We start from the raw sequence: 21,903 nt of genomic DNA on the forward strand, positions 1-21,903 counted from the left end.
ACTTAAATATATGACAAAATAGCACAAAATGTAAACGTATTATTCGCTTTTTCGACAGTTTTTTATTTAAATTCCCGCAAAAGATGATAAAATTTAGTATATAATAAAAGAAAATAGCGATTTGTATAGTATGTTGCCTTTGTTGGTAAGTTAAATGAGTCGTTCTTTCGTATTATTTCATTCTCTAAGCGTGAAATATGTGTTTAGAGGAAGGGATACATTCAACATAATTAATTGGAAAAAGAGTAGGTGCAACAATGTTTAAACACGTAACAGTGCTTTTAAAGGAAACAGTAGACGGCTTAGATATAAAGCCAGATGGTACATATGTAGATTGTACACTGGGGGGAGGAGGACATAGTTCTTATTTATTATCCCAATTAACTGAAGGTGGAAAATTAATAGCGTTTGATCAAGATGAGATAGCGATTCAAAACGCGAAAGAAAAGTTCTCTTCATACGGTGAACAGTTTATAACAGTAAAGAGTAACTTCCGTTATTTAGCTGAAAAACTGCAGGAAATAGGTATAACAGAAGTAGATGGTATTTTATTTGATTTAGGTGTTTCATCCCCACAATTAGATACACCAGAACGAGGCTTTAGTTATCATCATGATGCACCGCTAGATATGCGGATGGATCAAGATGCCCCATTAACAGCGTATGATGTTGTAAATAGCTGGTCATATGAACAACTTGTAAGGATTTTCTTCCAATACGGTGAAGAGAAATTTTCAAAACAAATTGCAAGAAAAATTGAAGCTTATCGTGAGAATAAAGCTATTGAAACGACAGGAGAATTAGTAGAGCTAATTAAAGAAGGTATTCCGGCTCCAGCTCGTAGAACGGGTGGGCATCCTGCTAAGCGAGTGTTTCAGGCAATTCGTATAGCTGTAAATGATGAATTAAAAGTATTTGAAGAAGCATTGGAATCTGCTATTGAGATGGTTAAGCCAGGTGGAAGAGTTAGTGTTATAACATTCCATTCATTAGAAGATCGTATTTGTAAAACAACGTTTAAGCGAAATAGTACAACGCCACAATTGCCGCCAGGATTACCGATTATTCCTGATGAATTTAAGCCGAAATTAAAGCTTATTACAAGAAAACCGATTTTACCTTCTGATATAGAGCTAGAAGAAAATAATCGTGCGCGTTCTGCGAAGTTGAGAATCGCTGAAAAACGATAAAAGGGAGAGAGAGGTATGACTAATTTAGCTGTAAAGTACAAACAACAAGCGCAAGAAGAGGTGCAAATTCAAACGCCCCCACAGCAGATGGCTAAGCCGAAGGTTAAAGCGAAAATTACAAGAATCGAAAAACTGTTGTATGTAGCGTTTATTGGCTTTTTATTGTATGCCTGTGTCGCGTTTATTGGAAATAAAGCAGGCCTTTATCAAGTTAATGTAGAAGCAGCGACGATAGAAGAAAAAATTGTACAGCAGCAAAAAGAAAATCAAGAATTACAAGCTGAAGTAGAGAAGTTAAGTCGCTATGAACGAATCGCTGAAGTTGCAAAAAAACACGGGCTAGAAATTAATGCGAATAATGTGAAAGGCCTCAAATAAGGCAATAGGTGTGAAGGAACGATGAAGAAGAATATGACTAAATTTCATACCAATAAGGGAGCAGGTTATTTTATGATATTTTTCCTCCTGCTCTTTTTGCTGTTATTAGCCCGATTTTTTTACATACAATCAACAGGAACAGTTCATAATCAGGATTTAGATGCACTTGCTAAACAAAAGCATAGTAAAAAAGGAATTCTTGAAGCGAACCGAGGAACCATTTATGATCAAAACGGTCATGTGTTAGCGCAAGACGCAAACTCTTACAAAATGGTAGCTGCACTAAAAGGTGCTAACTCAGTTGAGAATAAAGAAGATACTGCAAAGAAAATTGCAGGAGTACTTGGAAAAGGCGAAGAGGATATTTTAGCGACGTTAAATAAAGATAAAAGTCAAGTGGAATTTGGGAAGATAGGTAAGGGCTTGACGAAAGAAAAGAAAGAACAAATAGAAGCATTGAAATTGCCAGGGGTTTCTTTTATTACGGAAAATGCGAGAGTTTATCCAAATGGTGATTTCGCATCTTATGTTATAGGGCATGCGAAACCGAATGAAGATGGAATTGCAGTAGGTCAATTTGGATTAGAAAAAAGTTTGGATAAATATTTAGGAGCTTCAAATGGAGAGGTAGCTTATACAGGTGATCGTAGGGGGGTATCTCTTGACGGTGGGAAAGTGAATGTGAAGGCACCTAAAAATGGAGATAATGTATATTTGACAATGGATCAACGTATTCAAAGTTATTTAGAAGACGCGATGAAATCGGCGAGTCAACATTATGAGCCGGAAAGTTTAATTGGAATTGTGGCGGATCCGAAAACGGGGAAAATATTAGCAATGTCTAGTAAACCTAGTTATGATCCGAACATAGAGAATAATAAATACTTTTATAATGACGCAATTGCCAATGCATTTGAACCTGGATCAACAATGAAAATTTTCACGTTAGCGGCAGCTATTAATGAAGGTGTGTACAAAGGCCAAGATTATTATCAGTCCGGGACATATCAAGTCGGAAATAGGAAAATAAAAGATCATAACGGTGGTGCTGGTTGGGGCTCTATCACGTTTGATGAAGGGGTAGAGCGTTCTTCAAACGTAGCGTTTGCAATTTTAGGAGATCAAAAACTTGGTCCAGAACGTTTCCGAAAATATATTCATAGTTTTGGATTAGATGAAAAAACGAACATTGATTTATCAGGTGAAGGATCGAATACAATTTTATTTGATCAGCAAATACAACAAGTGACAACAGCTTTTGGACAAGGTTCCACTGTAACACCAATTCAGCTTGTACAAGCTGCAACGGCCATTGCAAATGATGGGAAAATGATGAAACCTTATGCAATTGATAAAATTGTAGATCCGATAACAGACAAAGTAAAATTAGAACATAAGCCAGAAGAAGTAGGAAAACCTGTTACAAAGGAAACAGCAGCGCAAGTAAGACAATTATTAGAACGTGTTGTTACATCTCCGAAAGGTACAGGGACAGCTTATAAAATTGATGGATATTCAGTTGGTGGTAAAACAGGTACAGCGCAAATTCCGGATGGAAAAGGCGGCTATATGACAGGGAGACAGAATTATATATTCTCATTCTTAGGTATGGCACCAATGGACGATCCACAACTTGTTGTGTATGTAGCTGTTAAACAGCCTAAATTAAAAGATGATGAGAACGGTGCACAACCGTTAGCTGATATTTTTAAATATGTAACAAAAAATAGTTTAGAGTATTTAAAGATTAAGCCAAATGAAGTTAAAGATCCGAAAAAACATCTGAAAGAACAACAAACTACTGTTCCGGATGTAAATGGTAAAACGATGGCTGAAGCGGGGAAAGCGATTGATAAAGCAAAACTTCGTCCAATCGTACTAGGTGAAGGGAAAGTACAGCAACAAGTACCAAAAGCGACTGAACAAACATTAAAAGGCGACCGAGTCTTCTTGGTAGGAGATAAGCCTACAATGCCAAATATACAAGGATGGGCACTGCGTGATGTTATGAATTTAGCGAAGACATTACAGCTTAACTTGAAACCTTCTGGTACAGGATACGTAACAGAACAAAGTGTGGCGGAAGGAACATTATTACAACCTGGTACAGAATTAGGTGTCACACTCGTACCGCCACTCGAACCACAGCAAGAAGCAGAAAAGCCGTAATGGTAAAAGAGAATAAGTTCTAATTAAATAAGTACAAGCATATATTGGAACAAGCTAGGCGTAAGGGAGGCTTGTTCCAATATGCGTGTATCAAATGTAACAGTTAGAAAACGACTTATTTTTATACTTATATCAGGTATACTTATTTTCACGATTATCGATATTCGTCTTGGATATGTGCAATTTTTTCTTGGGAATATGTTAACGGATCGTGCGAAAGATTCATGGAGTCGTAATATTACTTTCGAACCCGAACGTGGGAAAATTTTAGACCGAAATGGTGTGGAACTTGCCACGAATAAAAGTGCTCCAACTGTCTTTGTTGTACCGAGGCAAATTGAAAAACCAGCGGAGACTGCAGAGAAGTTAGCTGCAGTATTAGGTGTGGAAAAAGATGAGATTTATAAAAGGATTACAAAAAAAGAATCGATTGTAAGGTTAGATAAAGGCGGAAGGAAAATATCACATGACAAAGCGAAAGAAGTACGAGGATTAAGTCTGAAGGGCGTGTATATCGCAGAGGATTCTATCCGGTACTATCCATTTGGAAACTTTTTATCACATGTATTAGGTTTTGCAGGTAGCGATAACCAAGGTCTTATGGGACTAGAAAAATATTATGATAAAGAGCTAAATGGGGACAAAGGTCATGTGCGTTTTTTTGCAGATGCGAAAGGACAAAGGATGCCTAATGTTGGTGATGATTTCAAAAAGCCAGAAGCCGGTTTAAATTTAGGATTAACAATCGATGCGCGTATTACAAGGATTATGGAAAGAGAAATGAATATTGCGGAGTCAACTTATAATCCTGACGGTATGATTGCGATTGCAATGAACCCTAAAAATGGTGAAGTTTTAGGGATGTCTAGTCGACCGAGTTTTGACCCAGCGGATTTTCAAAGTGTCTCTCCAGAAGTGTATAACAGAAATCTACCTGTATGGAGTACGTATGAGCCTGGTTCAACATTTAAGATCATTACATTAGCTGCAGCATTGAATGAAAATTTAGTAGACTTAGAGAAGGATACGTTTTATGATGATGGAGCAGCTGAAGTAGGTGGAGCTAGATTGAAATGCTGGAAAGCAGGAGGTCATGGCAGTCAAACGTTTTTAGAAGTCGTTCAAAACTCATGTAACCCGGGATTTATTGAACTTGGTGATCGCCTTGGTAAAGACCGATTGTTTAAATACATTCGTAATTTTGGTTTTGGGCAGAAGACTGGAATTGACTTGCAAGGTGAAGGCAGTGGGATTTTATTTAATTTAGATAAAGTTGGTCCAGTAGAGCAAGCAACAACTTCATTCGGCCAAGGAGTTTCTGTTACGCCGATTCAACAAGTAGCAGCTGTAGCGGCGGCTGTAAATGGTGGAACATTGTATCAGCCGTATATAGCTAAGGAGTTTATTGATCCGAAAAATAATCAAGTTGTTAGTAAAAAGACACCTGTTGAGAAAAGAAAAGTTATTTCCAAGGAAACTTCAGAAAAAGTTCGGTATGCATTAGAGAATGTTGTAGCGAAAGGTTCTGGTAAAGGTGCTTATATTGATGGATATCGCGTAGGTGGAAAAACGGGTACTGCTCAAAAGGTGAAGGATGGTAAATATTTAGAGAATAATTATATAGTATCTTTTATCGGATTTGCTCCAGCGGATGATCCAGAGATTGTTGTGTATGTAGCTGTTGATAATCCAAAAGGGGTTACACAGTTTGGTGGAGTGGTAGCAGCTCCGATTGTCGGGAATATCCTTCGAGATGCGCTTCCTGTTATGGGAGTGAAACCGAGAAAAGAACAAGTTGAGAAAGAATATAAATGGGGCGATACACCAACTGTGGAAGTTCCGAATTTAATTGGAATGAAAAAGAAAGACTTACAAACACAACTCGTCGATTTGAAGCTTGATATAAGTGGAGATGGAGAGAAAGTAATTAAACAATCACCAGAAGCGGGAGCTAAAGTAAAAGAAGGCTCAAAAATTAGAATTTACTTCGGGAATTAAAGGTAACATAGTACGTTTTATGGTACAATTGGTGGAAGTGAGTTCTTTATAGAACAGTTACTTAATTTGAGACAGTAAGTGTCTCATTCATAAATAGGTCAGTAGCACTTACCTCCTTATATAGGAGGTAATGTGTTGCTTACTGAAAAAAGATAAATAAACAATGTAGAGAGGGTTTAGTGAAATGAAGTTGCATACACTTGTATCATGTTTGCATGATTTTCCAGTTGTTCCAAAAGAAAATCCAGAAATCACATCTATAGAAGCTGATTCACGTAAAGTGAAAGAGGGAAGCTTATTTGTATGTATGAAAGGATATACGGTTGATAGCCATGATTTTGCTAAGCAAGCAGCGGCACAAGGAGCGGCTGCTATTGTTGCGGAAAGACCAATTGATGTTGACGTTCCAGTTGTACTTGTGAAAAATACTTTTCGTTCGTTAGCGGTTTTAGCTGATTATTTTTATGGTCAACCGACACACAAGTTACATTTAATCGGAATTACAGGTACAAATGGAAAGACAACAACATCGCATATTATGGATGAGATTATGCGAGCACATGGTCATAAAACAGGGCTAATTGGAACGATTAATATGAAAATCGGTGATGAAACATTTGAGGTGAAAAATACAACACCAGATGCACTAACACTTCAACAGACGTTTTCAAAAATGGTTGAACAAGGTGTGGACAGCACGGTAATGGAAGTTTCGTCACATGCGTTAGATCTTGGTCGTGTACACGGATGTGATTACGATGTAGCGGTGTTTACGAATTTAACACAAGATCATTTAGACTATCATAAAACGATGGAAGAATATAAACATGCAAAAGGGTTACTATTTGCACAGCTTGGCAATAGTTATAATCATAATCGTGAAAAGTACGCTGTGCTGAATAGCGATGATAATGTAACAGAAGAGTATATGAGAAGTACTGCAGCAACAGTTGTAACATATGGTATTGATACAACAAGTGACATTATGGCAAAAAATATCGTTATGACGAGTGGCGGGACTACATTTACGCTTGTCACACCATATGAAAGTGTAAATGTTACGATGAAATTAATAGGTAAATTTAATGTATATAACGTACTTGCAGCAACAGCAGCAGGACTTGTTTCGGGTGTGAAATTAGAAACAATCATTGCTGTTATAAAAGAACTAGCTGGGGTTCCAGGGCGTTTTGAAGTTGTTGATGGAGGACAAAATTATACAGTTATTGTTGATTACGCACATACGCCGGATAGTTTAGAAAATGTATTAAAAACTGCAAAACAATTTGCAAAAGGTGATGTGTATTGTATCGTTGGTTGTGGCGGCGATAGGGACCGAACGAAGAGACCGATAATGGCAAGTGTTGCAACAAAATATGCAACTCATGCAATTTACACATCAGATAATCCAAGAAGTGAAGATCCAGCGGCTATTTTAGATGATATGGTACATGGTGCAAGTGGGAAAAATTATGAAGTGATTATTGATAGAAAAGAAGCGATACACCATGCAATCACTAAAGCGAAAGCAGATGATATCATTATTATTGCTGGTAAGGGTCATGAAACGTATCAAATTATTGGTAAAGAAGTTCATCATTTTGATGATCGTGAAGTTGCTAAAGAAGCAATTAAAGGGCGTTTAAGCAACGAAGAGTAACAACGTGAGAGGAGGACTACATGTGCTTGAGCAAGGTTTATTAGTAACGGCTGGGGTAGCATTCTTAATTTCTGTTGCCCTTTCGCCATTGTTTATTCCATTTTTAAGAAAATTAAAGTTCGGACAGAGTATTCGTGATGAGGGACCAAAGTCACATCAAAAAAAATCAGGGACACCGACAATGGGTGGTATCGTCATATACGTATCTATGATGGTAACTTCACTTATTATGGCGATTAAGTTTAATTATTTAGGTGCAGAGGTTTCGTTATTACTATTAGTGACGTTTGGTTACGGCTTGATTGGATTTTTAGATGACTACATAAAGGTAGTTAAGAAGAGAAATCTTGGTTTAACATCAAAACAAAAATTAGTAGGTCAGCTTGTTATTGCTATTGCATTCTTTTTAATTGGAAAAGGGCAAGCGTTCCACACATACATCATGATTCCGGGAACGGATGTTAAGTTTGAATTAGGTTGGGCGTATTTCGTACTTGTACTATTTATGCTTATTGGTGGATCAAATGCAGTTAACTTAACTGACGGTTTAGATGGTTTATTATCAGGAACAGCTGCTATTGCATTTGGAGCATTTAGTATTATTGCTGTGGCACAAGAGCAATTTGGAGTGGCGATATTCTGTATGGCAGTTGTAGGAGCTGTACTTGGATTTTTAGTATTCAATGCGAATCCAGCAAAAGTGTTTATGGGAGATACAGGTTCATTAGCTTTAGGTGGAGCCATTGCAGCTGTAGCGATTTTATTAAAACAAGAATTGCTACTTGTAATTATCGGCGGAGTATTCGTAATGGAAACTTTATCGGTTATCATTCAGGTCATTTCATTTAAAACAACAGGAAAACGTGTCTTTAAAATGAGTCCATTACACCATCATTATGAATTATGTGGTTGGTCAGAGTGGCGTGTTGTTGTGACGTTTTGGTCTGCAGGATTTTTATTAGCTGTGTTAGGAATTTATATCGGGGTGTGGATGTAATTGAAAACTGTAACTGAATTTCAAAATAAGAATATTCTTGTATTAGGCATTGCAAAAAGTGGTTATGCAGCAGCTACATTGTTACAAAAGTTAGGGGCAAATGTTATTGTAAATGACGGAAAGCCTTTAGCAGAGAATGTACTTGCTGCAGAATTACAAGCAAAAGGAATGGACGTTGTATGCGGTGGTCATCCTTTAGAATTATTAGAGAGAAATATTTCTCTTGTAGTAAAAAATCCAGGAATCCCGTATTCTAATCCAATATTAGTTGCTGCGAAAGAAAAGCAAATTCCGATTGTTACGGAAGTTGAATTAGCATATCGTATTTCAGAAGCACCATTTGTTGGGATTACGGGGTCTAACGGTAAAACGACGACGACAATGCTGACATTTGAAATGCTAAAAGAAGGACAAAAGCATCCTGTAATTGCAGGGAACATTGGAACTGTAGCGTGTGAAGTAGCACAGGATGCAAAAGAAAATGAAGTTGTAGTTACAGAACTTTCATCGTTTCAATTGATGGGAGTAGAATTGTTCCAACCTAAAATTGCTGCGTTTTTAAATTTATTTGAGGCCCACTTAGATTATCATGGGACGAAGAAAGAATATGGTTTAGCGAAAGCAAATATTTTTAAAAACCAAACAGAAAATGATTATAGTGTAATAAATGCGGATGATGCAGATGTGATGGCTTTGTCTGCGTATTCTAAAGGTCAAAAAATCCTGTTTTCGACAACGAAAGAAATTGAAGATGGCGCGTGTATAAAAGATAACGCTCTTTATTTCAAAGGTGAAAAAGTTGTTGAAGTAAGCGATATCGTTTTACCTGGTCAACATAATCTAGAAAATATTTTAGCTGCGATGAGTATTGCGAAATTATTAGGTACTTCTAATGAAGCAATTACGGTCGTGTTAAAACGTTTTACGGGTGTAAAACATCGTTTAGAATATGTAACAACGATTAACAACCGTAAGTTTTATAACGATTCAAAAGCAACGAATATGTTAGCGACTGAGAAAGCACTATCTGCGTTTACACAACCGATTGTGTTACTAGCAGGTGGGCTTGATCGCGGAAATGAATTCGATGATTTAATTCCGTATTTCAAAAATGTAAAAGCGATTGTAACATTTGGACAAACAGCTCCCAAACTAGTAAGAGCGGCAGAAAAAGCGGGATTAGATATAATTGAAAGTGTCGATACTTTAGATGAAGCAGTGGTGAAGGCTTATGCTCATTCTAAAGATGGCGATGTCGTTCTTCTTTCTCCAGCGTGTGCAAGCTGGGATCAATTTAAAACATTTGAAGAAAGAGGAGACATTTTTATACAAGCTGTGCATAAACTTATATAAAGTAAATCAAAACATCAGTAGGCTAACACCTACTGATGTTTTGTTACATAGGGCAAAAGGTTCTGCCTAAAGAGGTGGTGTTTGTGGGTAATGAAGAAAACGCCTGATTTTATTCTCATCATCGTAACACTTTCATTGTTGACAATCGGAATGATTATGGTTTATAGTGCGAGTGCAGTTTGGGCCTCTTATAAAATGGGGGACTCATTCTTTTTTGCAAAAAGACAATTACTGTTTGCGGGTCTTGGTGTAGTAGCTATGTTTTTTATTATGAAAATTGATTATTGGGTGTGGCGTACGTATTCAAAAGTGATTTTGCTAGTTTGCTTCATTCTTCTTATTCTCGTTCTTATTCCTGGAGTAGGTCTTGTTCGAGGAGGAGCACGAAGTTGGATTGGAATCGGAGCATTTTCGATTCAACCGTCAGAATTTATGAAGTTTGCGATGATTATTTTCTTGGCAAAGTTTTTAGCAGAACGTCAAAAATTGATTACATCTTTTAAACGTGGTTTATTACCGGCTCTTAGTTTTGTTTTTCTTGCTTTTGGGATGATTATGTTACAGCCAGACCTTGGGACAGGAACGGTAATGGTTGGGACATGTATCATTATGATATTCATTTCGGGAGCGAGGGTCTTTCACTTTGCAATGTTTGGTTTGATTGGTGTAGCAGGATTTGTAGGGTTAATTGCATCAGCACCGTATCGAATGAAACGCATTACATCATATTTAGATCCGTGGTCAGATCCGCTCGGAAGTGGATTTCAAATTATCCAATCATTACTTGCAATTGGACCTGGTGGATTATTTGGGCTTGGACTTGGACAAAGTAGACAAAAATTTCTTTATTTACCTGAACCGCAAACTGACTTTATATTTGCGATCTTATCCGAGGAATTAGGTTTTATTGGTGGTTCATTTGTGTTATTATTATTTAGTCTATTATTATGGCGCGGGATTCGTATCGCATTAGGAGCGCCAGATTTATATGGTACGTTTTTAGCAGTAGGTATTGTGGCGATGATTGCGATTCAAGTAATGATTAATGTTGGTGTTGTAACAGGACTGATGCCTGTTACGGGTATTACCTTGCCGTTTTTAAGTTATGGTGGATCAAGTTTGACATTAATGTTAATGGCAGTAGGTGTATTATTAAATATAAGTCGCCATTCTCGCTACTAAACCCTGTTTATAAGACAGGGTTTTTCGTATGTGTGTAAAAATGCAATATGTATATAGAAATAAATATAATGGAAATAAGAAAAGAGAAGCGGAGGAGTTAGTAGTGCGTGTATTAGTGAGTGGTGGGGGTACTGGTGGTCATATTTATCCAGCTCTTGCTTTAATTAGAGAAATAAAAAAGTTAAATCCAGAAGCAAGATTTTTATATATTGGTACGGAAAATGGACTAGAGAGTACAATCGTTCCAAAAGCAGGTATACCATTTCAATCTATTGTTATAAGTGGATTTAAACGAAAAATATCATTAGATAATGTGAAAACAGTAATGCGTTTTCTAAAAGGTGTACAGGATAGTAAACGATATATTCGTCGTTTTAATCCGGATATTGTAATTGGAACGGGTGGATATGTATGTGGACCAGTTGTATACGCTGCAGCCAAATTAGGTATTCCAACTATTGTACATGAACAAAATAGTGTACCAGGTGTAACGAACAAGTTTTTAAGCCGTTATGTTGATAAAGTTGCTGTTTGTTTTGAAGCAGCTATAGAGCATTTTCCAGAGTCAAAAGTGGTAATGACAGGTAATCCACGAGCATCAGAGGTAATGGATCAAAATGGAATGAAGGGGAAACGTTCAGTTGGGCTTTCTCTTCCTAAAAAGTCTGTACTTATATTTGGTGGAAGTCGTGGGGCTAGACCGATTAACGATGCCTTCGTTGAAGCAATTGAACAGTTTGGGAACAAAAGCTACGAAATACTATATGTAACGGGTGAAGTACATTATGATAAAGTGATGGAAGCCGTGAAGCAAAAAGGGAACCCAAGCAATGTTATTATTAAGCCGTTCATTCATAATATGCCAGAGGTACTAACTGGTGTAGACCTTGTTGTTTCAAGGGCTGGGGCAACAACACTTGCAGAATTAACAGCGTTAGGAAAACCAAGTGTGTTAATACCGAGTCCATATGTAACAAATAATCATCAGGAAAAGAATGCACGTTCAGTTGTTGATAAAGGAGCGGCAAAAATGTTACTTGAAAAAGATTTAACAGCTGAAACGCTTATTCGTGATATTGATGAGATTTTATTGAATGCACAAACATTACAAAATATGAAGCTAGCGGCTAAGCAACTAGGTATTCCAGATGCAGCAAATAAGCTGTATGAAGTAATGAATAAGCTTGTAAAAAAATAAAGTGAGGCTCTAATCAGTGGGGAGTGATTCTCTCTCGTTGATTATTATCTTTCACTAATCGGATGTTTACTGACATCCTGATTCCGCCTAATTTCTTTGTTATCGCCGAATTTTGATTTAAGAGCTGTACTGCCCGTAAATAGCGGGATAACGTTAGATGAACGCCCTGCATATTATTGTCATAAGGAGACTTAATATGGGGGAGATTGTCTATGGAACAATTAGTAAATGAGCTTATAGAAGCAGACGTTGGTCGTGTTTTAGTTAACGAGCCGTTAGCACGTTATACAACTATGAAAATAGGTGGACCAGCGGACATTTTAATTGTGCCAAAGCATGTAGCCGGTATTGAAAAAACATTACAGTTAGTAAAGCAATACAAAACGAAGTGGACTGTAATTGGTCGCGGTTCAAACCTTCTTGTATCTGATCAAGGCATAGAAGGTGTTGTTATTCGTTTAGGAGAAGGATTAGATCACTTAGAGGTCGAAAAACATAAGGTAAGAGTTGGTAGTGGATATCCTCTTATTAAATTGTCAACTTTACTTAGTCGTCAAGGGTTAGCTGGATTGGAGTTTGCGAGCGGTATTCCAGGAAGTGTCGGTGGTGCAGTATATATGAATGCAGGTGCACATAAATCGGATATATCGAGTGTATTATCGAAGGCTCTCATTCTGTTTGAAGACGGTACAATTGCCTGGTTAACGAATAAAGAACTGGAGTTTTCTTATCGGTCATCTGTATTGCAAACGAAACGTCCTGGTATTGTTTTAGAAGCGGAGTTTCAATTACAGGCGGGAAAACGTGAAGAAATTGTACGTAGCATGCAAAATAATAAAGACTACCGCCGTGAAACGCAACCATGGAATCATCCGTGTGCAGGAAGTATATTTCGGAATCCAATCCCACATTTTGCAGGAGATTTAGTAGAAAAAGCAGGGCTTCGTGGTTATAGGATTGGTGGAGCTCAAATTTCTGAAATGCATGGCAATTTTATTGTTAATACCGGGGGAGCTTCAGCGCAAGATGTATTGTCTTTAATTGAATTAATAAAACATACAATTAAGGATAAATTTGATGTAGATATGCACACAGAAGTAGAAATCATTGGAAGATAACGGTTATTCGTTCCGCTCATTATCATTTATGTTATAATAAGAAGATAAGAACGGCATGAGGAACATGCCGTTCTTTATGTTACATAGGGGGATCGTACATGAATAATAGTAAAGTGATTAAACTACAAGATCGTGTACCAAAATTGAAAAATCAAAAGAAAAAAAACAAAAAAAATGTTAATCATCGATTGATTTTATACATATCAATTTTATTTTTATTAGTGCTCTTTTTAATTTATTTTCGGTCTCCGCTTAGTAATATAAAAAAGATTAGTGTGTTTGGAAATCACTATATGACGGATGAGCAAGTAATGAAGGATTCAGGCGTGACATATGATACAAGTTATTTCCGAGTGACAGCACATAAAGCTGAAGAAAACTTAACGAAGCGAAAAGAAATTAAAGCAGTAAATGTAAAAAAACGTTTTCCAAACAAGATTGATATTCATATCGAAGAATATTTAACGATTGGTTATATAAATAAAGAGGGAAAACTACAACCGTTATTAGAAAATGGAAAAACGCTTGATGTACTACCTAATGGAAAACTTCCTGTTGCAGCACCGATTTTCGAACCTTTTAAAGAAGAGAAAATGAAGGAGTTAATCGCTGAACTAGAAAAATTAACACCAGCTATTTTAAAATCTATTTCGGAGATTCGCTATTCACCAACGAATGCGAATGAAGATCATCTTACTTTATATATGAATGAAGGTTATGAAGTGAGCACTACGATTCAAAATTTCGCAAAACGTATGGAAGCCTATCCACTTATTTTAAAAACAATTGAGCCAGGTAAGAAGGTATTAATTGACTTAGAAGTAGGTGCATATACGAAAGAATTAGGTGCGGAAGACAAAAAAGAATAGAATGGTAGTTTTCGTTGCTTATAGCAGAAAAAACGAAACGAATGTTCTATTATATGTATACGAATTTAGAAGAATGGTTCATTTGATGAAAAATATGTAAAAATTCTTAGATTCATACTAGTATTGGTACAAGTTTCACTTTTCTATGAGTACATCTTAGTGTAGACTTATACTTGGCGGTAAACTTTACACTGGAAATAGAATTATTTCAAGATAAGCAGTTATTCATAGTTTACTGCGATATTCTTAATTGAATGCTAAATAAAAATAAGAAAAATATAGGGTTAAAAAAGGGAAACGTATAAAGACGTTGAATATTTTTCTTATAAATAGTAAAGTTGCGATTGTTGTTCCATATATTGAGTTGTATGGTATAAATAAAGAAGGAGGTGCCAAAGAATGAACAGCAATGAAATATATGTTAGTCTTGACATCGGTACATCCAATGTTAAAGTCATCATTGGTGAAATGGTTAATGACAGCTTAAACATTATTGGTGTTGGAAATGTAAAATCAAATGGTTTAAAGAAGGGATCGATAGTTGATATAGACGAGACTGTTCGATCAATTAAAAAAGCAATTGAACAAGCTGAGCGCATGGTGGGAATCCACATTGAGCAAGTTGTAGTAGGTGTCAATGCAAACCAGGTACAGCTACTTCCTTGTCACGGAGTAGTCGCTGTTTCAAATGAAGATCGTGAAATCGGGAATGAAGATGTCTTACGCGTTCTAGATGCAGCACAAGTTGTGTCAATTGCTCCAGAGCGTGAGTTTATTGATGTGGTACCTCGACAGTTCATCGTAGACGGTCTTGACGAGATTAACGATCCACGCGGGATGATCGGTGTAAGATTAGAAATGGAAGGTACACTTATTACAGGCTCGAGAACTTTACTACATAACCTACTTCGTTGTGTAGAAAAAGCAGGTCTTGAAATTGTTGATATTTGTCTTCAACCTTTAGCGGCTGCAACAGTTGCTATATCTTCAGATGAAAAAAATAGAGGAGTAGCCCTTGTTGATATGGGGGGAGGATCTACAACTTTATCTATTTTTAAAGATGGAGAGTTACAAGCGACGAGCGTATTACCATTAGGTGGAGACCATATAACGAAAGATATTGCGATTGGGTTGAAAACTTCAACAGAAAATGCAGATCAAATTAAGTTGAAATATGGACATGCTTTTTATGATACAGCATCTGAAGAAGAGATGTTTACGGTTCCTATTATGGGAAGTGATCAAACAGAACAATATTCTCAGTTGGAATTATCGGATATAATAGAGGCTCGTGTAGAGGAAATTTTAATGTTTGTTCAAGATGAAGTGCGTAAGTTAGGAGTAAAGCAAGTGGCTTCTGGTTATGTACTAACTGGCGGAATTGCTTCTATGCCAGGTGTTCTTGATCTTGCATATGATATTTTACATGAAAATGTTCGTGTAGCAACTCCTGATTATATTGGTGTGCGTGAGCCCCAATATACAAGTGGAGTTGGATTAATTAAACATTCTTATCAAAAAGCTAAATTACGTGGGAAAAATGTGCAGGAAAAGCAAGAGCATTTTGAACCAGTACCAGCACCAGCACCAACGCCGGTACAACAGCAACCCGCGAAACAAAAAACTCGTAATCAAAACAATAATAATCAAAATGATGACCGCATGATGTCAAAAGTAAAACGTGTATTCCGTTATTTATGGGATTAAAATTGGACACGAAAAATGAGGTTCTAGGGGGATTTCGACATGTTAGAGTTTGATACTACTCAAGATCAATTAGCGAATATAAAAGTTATCGGTGTCGGCGGTGGCGGAAACAATGCTGTAAACCGTATGATTGAACACGGTGTACAAGGTGTAGACTTTATCGCTGTGAACACTGATGCACAAGCATTAAATCTATCAAAAGCTGAAACAAAAATGCAAATTGGTGGAAAATTAACGCGTGGACTTGGTGCAGGCGCAAACCCTGAAGTAGGGAAAAAAGCTGCAGAAGAAAGTAAAGAACAGATCCAAGAAGCACTTCGTGGTGCGGATATGGTCTTCGTAACTGCCGGTATGGGCGGTGGAACTGGAACTGGTGCAGCTCCAGTTGTTGCTCAAGTTGCAAAAGAATTAGGTGCTTTAACAGTTGGTGTTGTAACACGTCCATTTACTTTTGAAGGACGTAAGCGTGCGACGCAAGCAGCATCTGGTATTGCAGCATTTAAAGAAAATGTAGATACTCTTATTGTAATTCCAAACGATCGCTTATTAGAGATTGTTGATAAAAATACGCCAATGTTAGAAGCATTCCGTGAAGCTGATAACGTATTACGTCAAGGTGTTCAAGGTATTTCGGATTTAATTGCAACGCCAGGTTTAATTAACTTAGACTTTGCAGACGTAAAGACAATTATGTCTAATAGAGGTTCTGCTTTAATGGGTATTGGTTCTGGTAACGGGGAAAATCGTGCTGCAGAAGCTGCGAAAAAAGCGATTTCTAGTCCATTACTAGAAACATCTATTGATGGAGCTCAAGGTGTTATCATGAACATTACGGGTGGCGCTAACTTAAGCTTATATGAAGTACAAGAAGCGGCAGATATCGTAGCTTCAGCTTCAGATCCAGAAGTAAATATGATCTTCGGTTCTGTTATTAACGAAGGATTAAAAGATGATATCGTTGTAACTGTAATTGCAACTGGTTTTGATGATAGCATTGCAACTCAACCACCAAAACCAATTATTCGTCCGAATGCGAACCACACGCAACAACAGCAACAACCAGTAGCTCAACCTTCAAAACAACGTGAAGTAAAACGTGAAATGAAGCGTGAAGAGCCAGTTGTACATGAGCGTCATTCAGATTCAGATGATATCGATATTCCAGCATTTTTACGTAACCGTCGTAGACGATAAAAAAAGGAGCTTTCATGCTCCTTTTTTGTTTTTTAAATGGAAAAGACCTGCTAAGCAGGTCTTTTTTTTTATTTGGTATATTTTGTTGGTGAAAATAAGAGTATATCATTCTATGAATTTGTACTTTTATTTTTTACCGACAGATTATGTCTAGAAATCACAAAATAACAAAAAAACACCTCCGCAAATTGACACACTTTCCTATTGGATATGCATTATACTAGTCTCAACTTGAAAAAAGAGGTGAATTGTTTGGTTGTTTACGCCGACGTTGTTTGGTTGTTAAACGCCTGCATTGATTTTCTTTTGCTTTTATTAACAGCTACCGTGTTAAAAAAGAAAATCAAAAAATGGAGGCTTGTGTTAGGGGCATTTATAGGTTCAACTATTGTTATTTTTGCCTTTACTCCTTTTGCTTCTATGATGACACATCCAATTATGAAACTACTGTACTCGTTACTTATTGTGTATACAGCATTTGGGTTTACAACATTTAGAAATTATGCACAAACTGTTTTTACTTTTTACTTTGTAACCTTTATGGTTGGCGGAGGATTAATTGGAACTCATTTCTTTTTGCAAACGAATGAAATGGTAAATGGATTGGTTCAATCTCAGTCAATTTCTTACGGTGATCCAATTAGTTGGTTATTTGTTATTTTTGGTTTTCCAGTAATTTATTATTTTTCTAAAAAGCGTATTGAAAGCGTAGAGGTCACGAAAATACACTATGATCAAATTGTGAAAGTAAAAATTCAATTAGCAGAAGAAGAACTAGAACTGGCAGGTCTTATTGACAGTGGGAACCAACTTTATGACCCATTAACAAAAACACCCGTTATGATTATGCATGTTTCATCATTAGAACATTGCTTACCATCTTGGTTAACAGAACAAATTTATTCCAAAACAGAAATTCCTCAAATACCAGAAAATGATTCTGGTTGGGCGACAAAATTACGCTTAATTCCTTTCCGTGCAGTAGGAGTAGAGAGTCAATTTTTGTGGGCAATTAAGCCTGACAGTGTGCAAGTTGACCATGAAGGTAGTTCTATTGTTGTAAACAAAGTATTAATTGGATTAAATACACAACAGCTTTCTACTAATGGGGAGTATCAATGTATTGTGCATCCAAAAATGTTGATTTCGCAAAAAATGGTAATCGCTTAATAATGAGAGGCGGGATAATATGATGAAATTAAAATTTTATTTAGTATACCTTTGGTATAAAGTATTGCTGAAATTAGGAATTAAGACCGATGAAATTTATTATATTGGTGGAAGTGAAGCGTTGCCACCACCGTTAACAAAAGAAGAAGAGGAAGTTCTTTTGAATAAATTGCCAAAAGGAGATCAGGCAGCAAGGTCATTACTTATTGAACGTAACTTAAGGCTCGTTGTATATATAGCAAGAAAGTTTGAAAATACAGGGATAAATATTGAAGATTTGATTAGTATAGGAACAATCGGCCTTATTAAAGCGGTAAATACATTTAATCCAGAAAAGAAAATAAAATTAGCAACATATGCATCGCGTTGTATAGAAAATGAAATTTTAATGCATTTACGTCGAAATAACAAAAATCGTTCGGAAGTTTCTTTTGATGAACCACTAAACATTGATTGGGATGGGAATGAACTGTTATTGTCTGACGTGTTAGGTACAGATGATGATATTATTACAAAAGATTTAGAAGCTACTGTAGATCGTCACCTTTTAATGAAAGCATTACACCAATTAAATGATCGTGAAAAACAAATTATGGAACTTCGGTTTGGGCTTGCTGGAGGAGAGGAAAAGACGCAAAAAGATGTGGCTGATATGCTTGGGATTTCACAGTCATACATTTCGCGTTTAGAAAAAAGAATTATAAAAAGATTACGAAAAGAATTTAATAAAATGGTGTAAAGAATAAGACCAGCCGTTATGTAGGCTGGTCTTATTCTATTTAGTTGTATTAGGAAAGATAATTTAAATAACAAATCGTGAAAAAACCACATGCATAAAATCCCCTTCAAAGGAAATACTTTACACTGTACAGCAACTCCCGATAGGAGGGAACACTTTGACGAGAAACAAAGTAGAAATTTGCGGTGTTGATACAGCTAAACTTCCAGTATTAAAAAATGAAGAGATGCGTAAATTATTTCGTGAAATGCAAAGTGGAGAGATAAGCGCAAGAGAAAAATTAGTGAATGGAAACTTACGTCTTGTACTGAGCGTCATCCAAAGATTTAATAACAGAGGAGAATATGTTGACGATTTATTTCAAGTTGGTTGCATCGGACTTATGAAATCAATTGATAATTTTGATTTAGGCCAAAATGTAAAATTTTCAACGTATGCTGTGCCGATGATTATTGGGGAAATACGCAGATATTTGCGTGATAATAATCCGATTCGCGTATCGCGCTCATTGCGAGATATTGCGTATAAAGCTTTGCAAGTAAGAGAAAAGTTGATTGCAGAAAATTCAAAAGAACCAACAGCAATGGATATTGCAAAAGTGCTAGAAGTAACTCATGAAGAGATAGTATTTGCTTTAGATGCAATTCAAGATCCAGTTTCATTATTTGAACCGATTTATAATGATGGGGGAGATCCTATCTTTGTTATGGATCAGTTAAGTGATGAAAAACAAAAGGACGAGCAGTGGGTTGAAGAATTAGCATTGAAAGAAGGAATGAAGCGTTTAAATGATAGAGAGAAAATGATTATTAGAAAACGTTTCTTCCAAGGAAAGACACAGATGGAAGTTGCAGAAGAAATTGGGATTTCCCAAGCGCAAGTATCACGTTTAGAGAAGTCAGCCATTAAACAAATGAATAAAACGATTCAAGGATAAGGTCTCACCAATTATGGTGAGACCTTTTTATATGTAATATGGTTTGTGCTCATAGTAGGGGATTAGTGTTCATATAATTTCGTATAGGTGGCTTCCTGTAAATATGAGAAACAGTTTCCAATTTGTCATATAAGGGAGAGGATGAAAATGGTGATACGAATTTCAGAGTTACAGATGAAGGATGTTATAAATATTTCAGATGGAAAAAGGATTGGGAATATTGGAGATATTGAAATTGATATGAACACAGGGAAAATTTGTTCTGTTATTATTTCCAAACAGACACGTATGCTAGGTATTTTTGGAAAAGATGTTGAGATTGTAATTCCTTGGAAGGAAATTGTGAAAATTGGGGAAGATGTCATACTTGTAAGAGTAAATCCTGTTAATTCTGTAACAGAATCAATACAAACACCGACAATTTCATAAAGAATATTACAAATTCCTCTTTTTTTTCTGTTAGGATTATGAAAAAATAAAAGTATGGTAAAATAGACAGGAAGTACCATGCTTTTTTCTGTTATTTTAATTAAAAGGAGCCGCTTTATTATGAGAGAACCATTTAAATATGTGGACGGTATACTGTATTTACAAGCGTGGAAAGAACTTGGAAACATTACTGCTGGATTTACGACAAAAGATGGTGGGATAAGTACGGGCTCCTTTCATGCGATGAATTTAGGATTACATGTGAATGATATCGTGGAGAACGTTCATGAAAACAGACGCATTTTAGCAAATAAGTTACAAAAACCATTAGAAAATTGGATTTGCTCTGAACAAGTTCATGCTCATCATGTTGAAAAAGTAGGGCAACAGGAAAAGGGAAGTGGTGTCTATTCATATGAGGACGGCATTTCAAAAACAGATGGCATTTATACGAGTAATGAAGATGTTCTGTTAACGTCTTGTTACGCGGATTGTGTTCCGCTCTATTTTTATGCACCATCACATGGTATGATAGGACTTGCGCATGCTGGATGGAAAGGCACTGTACAAGAGATTGCAAAGGAAATGATTCAAAAGTGGAATGCAGAAGGTATTTCAAGTGATGAAATTCATGTTGCAATTGGGCCGTCGATCGGATCTTGTTGTTATGTTGTGGATGATCGTGTATTAACAGCAGCACAGGAAGTAGTTAGGGGTGCTGTTCCTCATCAAAAAATTTCTGACGGGCAGTACGCAATTAATTTAAAAGAAATTAATCGTATATTATGTGTACAAGCAGGCATAAAAGAAGAGCATATTGTAATGTCATCTCTTTGTACAAGCTGTGAAGAGCAACTATTTTTCTCTCATCGTCGTGATCAAGGTAAGACAGGAAGAATGTTGAGTTTCATAGGTTTTAAGGAGGAAGAAAGCAAGTGACAGTACAAGAAAATTTAGTAATTGTAAACGAAGCTATTAAAGAATCTTGCGCTCGAGCTGGACGTTCGTTGCAAGATATTAAACTTGTTGCAGTTACAAAAACTGTAGGGATTGAAAAAACAAACGAAGTAATTGAAGCTGGAGTTATCGATTTAGGTGAAAATAGAAATGAAGGTTTCTTACAGAAATACGAGCATTTCTGTAAGAAAGTTAATTGGCACTTTATTGGCTCATTACAAACGAGAAAAGTAAAAGAAATCATTAATGAAATTGATTATTTACATTCGTTAGATCGTCTTTCACTGGCGAAAGAAATTCAGAAACGTGCTGATAAGAAAGTGAAATGCTTTATTCAAGTGAAAACCTCATCTGAAGAATCGAAGCAAGGATTGGCAATAGAAGAGGTTGTTTCTTTTATTCAAAGTTTGCAAGAATTCGATAAAATTGAAGTGGTTGGACTAATGACGATGGCTCCATTTACAGAAGAAGAGGAAGAAATCAGACGCTGTTTTAAGGAATTACGTATGCTGCAAACAGAGGTGCAGGAGCTAGAGTTATTACATGCGCCATGTAAAGAATTATCAATGGGAATGTCCAACGATTACAAGATTGCAATTGAAGAAGGGGCTACATATATTCGTTTGGGAACGATTTTAGTAGGAAAAGCGTAAAAGGA

19 protein-coding genes are annotated in these 21,903 nt (G+C 36.4%); all 19 read left to right on the forward strand.

The window, feature by feature from the left end; genetic code table 11:
• Positions 1–257: 257 nt before the first annotated feature.
• The 19 genes from rsmH (at position 258) to AB6801_RS10920 (ending at position 21,898) form a co-directional block, all read left to right on the forward strand.
• The gene (rsmH, locus tag AB6801_RS10830; protein WP_000472508.1) at positions 258–1,190 is read left to right on the forward strand and encodes a 16S rRNA (cytosine(1402)-N(4))-methyltransferase RsmH; all 933 of its coding nucleotides are present in this window, start codon (positions 258–260) and stop codon (positions 1,188–1,190) included.
• Between the two features lie 15 nt (positions 1,191–1,205).
• Entirely contained in the window at positions 1,206–1,568 is a 363-nt protein-coding gene (gene ftsL, locus AB6801_RS10835) for a cell division protein FtsL (protein ID WP_000182804.1), read from the forward strand.
• A gap of 21 nt (positions 1,569–1,589) precedes the next feature.
• Positions 1,590–3,737 carry a penicillin-binding protein gene (locus AB6801_RS10840; RefSeq protein ID WP_097999120.1) on the forward strand — a complete coding sequence of 716 codons (2,148 nt, stop codon included), beginning with the start codon at positions 1,590–1,592 and terminating at the stop codon, positions 3,735–3,737.
• Between the two features lie 81 nt (positions 3,738–3,818).
• A complete protein-coding gene (locus AB6801_RS10845; RefSeq protein WP_001266237.1) occupies positions 3,819–5,735 on the forward strand; it encodes a stage V sporulation protein D in 1,917 nt (638 codons plus the stop codon).
• A gap of 184 nt (positions 5,736–5,919) precedes the next feature.
• Positions 5,920–7,395, forward strand: a complete 1,476-nt coding sequence (gene murE / locus AB6801_RS10850; RefSeq protein WP_000766316.1) for a UDP-N-acetylmuramoyl-L-alanyl-D-glutamate--2,6-diaminopimelate ligase — start codon at positions 5,920–5,922, stop codon at positions 7,393–7,395.
• A 22-nt stretch (positions 7,396–7,417) separates the two neighbouring features.
• The gene (mraY, locus tag AB6801_RS10855) at positions 7,418–8,392 is read left to right on the forward strand and encodes a phospho-N-acetylmuramoyl-pentapeptide-transferase (RefSeq protein WP_000893060.1); all 975 of its coding nucleotides are present in this window, start codon (positions 7,418–7,420) and stop codon (positions 8,390–8,392) included.
• Positions 8,393–9,745 carry a UDP-N-acetylmuramoyl-L-alanine--D-glutamate ligase gene (murD, locus tag AB6801_RS10860; protein WP_000860116.1) on the forward strand — a complete coding sequence of 451 codons (1,353 nt, stop codon included), beginning with the start codon at positions 8,393–8,395 and terminating at the stop codon, positions 9,743–9,745.
• 90 nt (positions 9,746–9,835) lie between these two features.
• The gene (spoVE, locus tag AB6801_RS10865) at positions 9,836–10,927 is read left to right on the forward strand and encodes a stage V sporulation protein E (RefSeq protein WP_000753520.1); all 1,092 of its coding nucleotides are present in this window, start codon (positions 9,836–9,838) and stop codon (positions 10,925–10,927) included.
• A gap of 103 nt (positions 10,928–11,030) precedes the next feature.
• Positions 11,031–12,125 (forward strand): undecaprenyldiphospho-muramoylpentapeptide beta-N-acetylglucosaminyltransferase, encoded by a 1,095-nt coding sequence (gene murG / locus AB6801_RS10870; protein ID WP_021728036.1) that lies wholly within the window; start codon positions 11,031–11,033, stop codon positions 12,123–12,125.
• A 212-nt stretch (positions 12,126–12,337) separates the two neighbouring features.
• Positions 12,338–13,243 carry a UDP-N-acetylmuramate dehydrogenase gene (gene murB / locus AB6801_RS10875; protein WP_000437021.1) on the forward strand — a complete coding sequence of 302 codons (906 nt, stop codon included), beginning with the start codon at positions 12,338–12,340 and terminating at the stop codon, positions 13,241–13,243.
• A 98-nt stretch (positions 13,244–13,341) separates the two neighbouring features.
• Positions 13,342–14,112, forward strand: coding sequence for a cell division protein DivIB (gene divIB / locus AB6801_RS10880; RefSeq protein WP_001065788.1), 771 nt, complete (start codon positions 13,342–13,344; stop codon positions 14,110–14,112).
• Positions 14,113–14,511: 399 nt separating this feature from the next.
• Positions 14,512–15,819, forward strand: coding sequence for a cell division protein FtsA (gene ftsA / locus AB6801_RS10885; RefSeq protein WP_001087557.1), 1,308 nt, complete (start codon positions 14,512–14,514; stop codon positions 15,817–15,819).
• Positions 15,820–15,858: 39 nt separating this feature from the next.
• Positions 15,859–17,013 (forward strand): cell division protein FtsZ, encoded by a 1,155-nt coding sequence (gene ftsZ / locus AB6801_RS10890; RefSeq protein ID WP_000888984.1) that lies wholly within the window; start codon positions 15,859–15,861, stop codon positions 17,011–17,013.
• 252 nt (positions 17,014–17,265) lie between these two features.
• Entirely contained in the window at positions 17,266–18,183 is a 918-nt protein-coding gene (gene spoIIGA / locus AB6801_RS10895; RefSeq protein WP_000261970.1) for a sigma-E processing peptidase SpoIIGA, read from the forward strand.
• Between the two features lie 19 nt (positions 18,184–18,202).
• A complete protein-coding gene (gene sigE / locus AB6801_RS10900) occupies positions 18,203–18,922 on the forward strand; it encodes an RNA polymerase sporulation sigma factor SigE (RefSeq protein WP_000976948.1) in 720 nt (239 codons plus the stop codon).
• 157 nt (positions 18,923–19,079) lie between these two features.
• Positions 19,080–19,859: an RNA polymerase sporulation sigma factor SigG gene (gene sigG / locus AB6801_RS10905; protein WP_000197755.1), complete on the forward strand. Its 780-nt coding sequence runs from the start codon at positions 19,080–19,082 to the stop codon at positions 19,857–19,859.
• Positions 19,860–20,006: 147 nt separating this feature from the next.
• On the forward strand, positions 20,007–20,288 hold the full coding sequence (locus AB6801_RS10910; RefSeq protein WP_000236745.1) for a YlmC/YmxH family sporulation protein: 282 nt from the start codon (positions 20,007–20,009) through the stop codon (positions 20,286–20,288).
• Positions 20,289–20,408: 120 nt separating this feature from the next.
• Positions 20,409–21,227 carry a peptidoglycan editing factor PgeF gene (gene pgeF / locus AB6801_RS10915; protein WP_001209006.1) on the forward strand — a complete coding sequence of 273 codons (819 nt, stop codon included), beginning with the start codon at positions 20,409–20,411 and terminating at the stop codon, positions 21,225–21,227.
• On the forward strand, positions 21,224–21,898 hold the full coding sequence (locus tag AB6801_RS10920; protein ID WP_000218006.1) for a YggS family pyridoxal phosphate-dependent enzyme: 675 nt from the start codon (positions 21,224–21,226) through the stop codon (positions 21,896–21,898). Before pgeF ends, AB6801_RS10920 begins: the two co-directional genes overlap by 4 nt.
• Positions 21,899–21,903 lie beyond the last annotated feature (5 nt).

Origin of the sequence: Bacillus sp. RCC_6_1, assembly GCF_041360755.1 — a bacterium.
Classification (GTDB): Bacteria; Bacillota; Bacilli; order Bacillales; family Bacillaceae_G; genus Bacillus_A; species Bacillus_A cereus.

What these genes read in the sequence shown, in the direction of transcription:
- rsmH (WP_000472508.1), top strand. Translation starts at nt 258, where the DNA reads ATGTTTAAACACGTAACAGTGCTTTTAAAGGAAACAGTAGACGGCTTA.
- ftsL (WP_000182804.1), top strand. Translation starts at nt 1,206, where the DNA reads ATGACTAATTTAGCTGTAAAGTACAAACAACAAGCGCAAGAAGAGGTG.
- AB6801_RS10840 (WP_097999120.1), top strand. Translation starts at nt 1,590, where the DNA reads ATGAAGAAGAATATGACTAAATTTCATACCAATAAGGGAGCAGGTTAT.
- AB6801_RS10845 (WP_001266237.1), top strand. Translation starts at nt 3,819, where the DNA reads ATGCGTGTATCAAATGTAACAGTTAGAAAACGACTTATTTTTATACTT.
- murE (WP_000766316.1), top strand. Translation starts at nt 5,920, where the DNA reads ATGAAGTTGCATACACTTGTATCATGTTTGCATGATTTTCCAGTTGTT.
- spoVE (WP_000753520.1), top strand. Translation starts at nt 9,836, where the DNA reads ATGAAGAAAACGCCTGATTTTATTCTCATCATCGTAACACTTTCATTG.
- murB (WP_000437021.1), top strand. Translation starts at nt 12,338, where the DNA reads ATGGAACAATTAGTAAATGAGCTTATAGAAGCAGACGTTGGTCGTGTT.
- divIB (WP_001065788.1), top strand. Translation starts at nt 13,342, where the DNA reads ATGAATAATAGTAAAGTGATTAAACTACAAGATCGTGTACCAAAATTG.
- ftsA (WP_001087557.1), top strand. Translation starts at nt 14,512, where the DNA reads ATGAACAGCAATGAAATATATGTTAGTCTTGACATCGGTACATCCAAT.
- ftsZ (WP_000888984.1), top strand. Translation starts at nt 15,859, where the DNA reads ATGTTAGAGTTTGATACTACTCAAGATCAATTAGCGAATATAAAAGTT.
- sigE (WP_000976948.1), top strand. Translation starts at nt 18,203, where the DNA reads ATGATGAAATTAAAATTTTATTTAGTATACCTTTGGTATAAAGTATTG.
- AB6801_RS10910 (WP_000236745.1), top strand. Translation starts at nt 20,007, where the DNA reads ATGGTGATACGAATTTCAGAGTTACAGATGAAGGATGTTATAAATATT.
- pgeF (WP_001209006.1), top strand. Translation starts at nt 20,409, where the DNA reads ATGAGAGAACCATTTAAATATGTGGACGGTATACTGTATTTACAAGCG.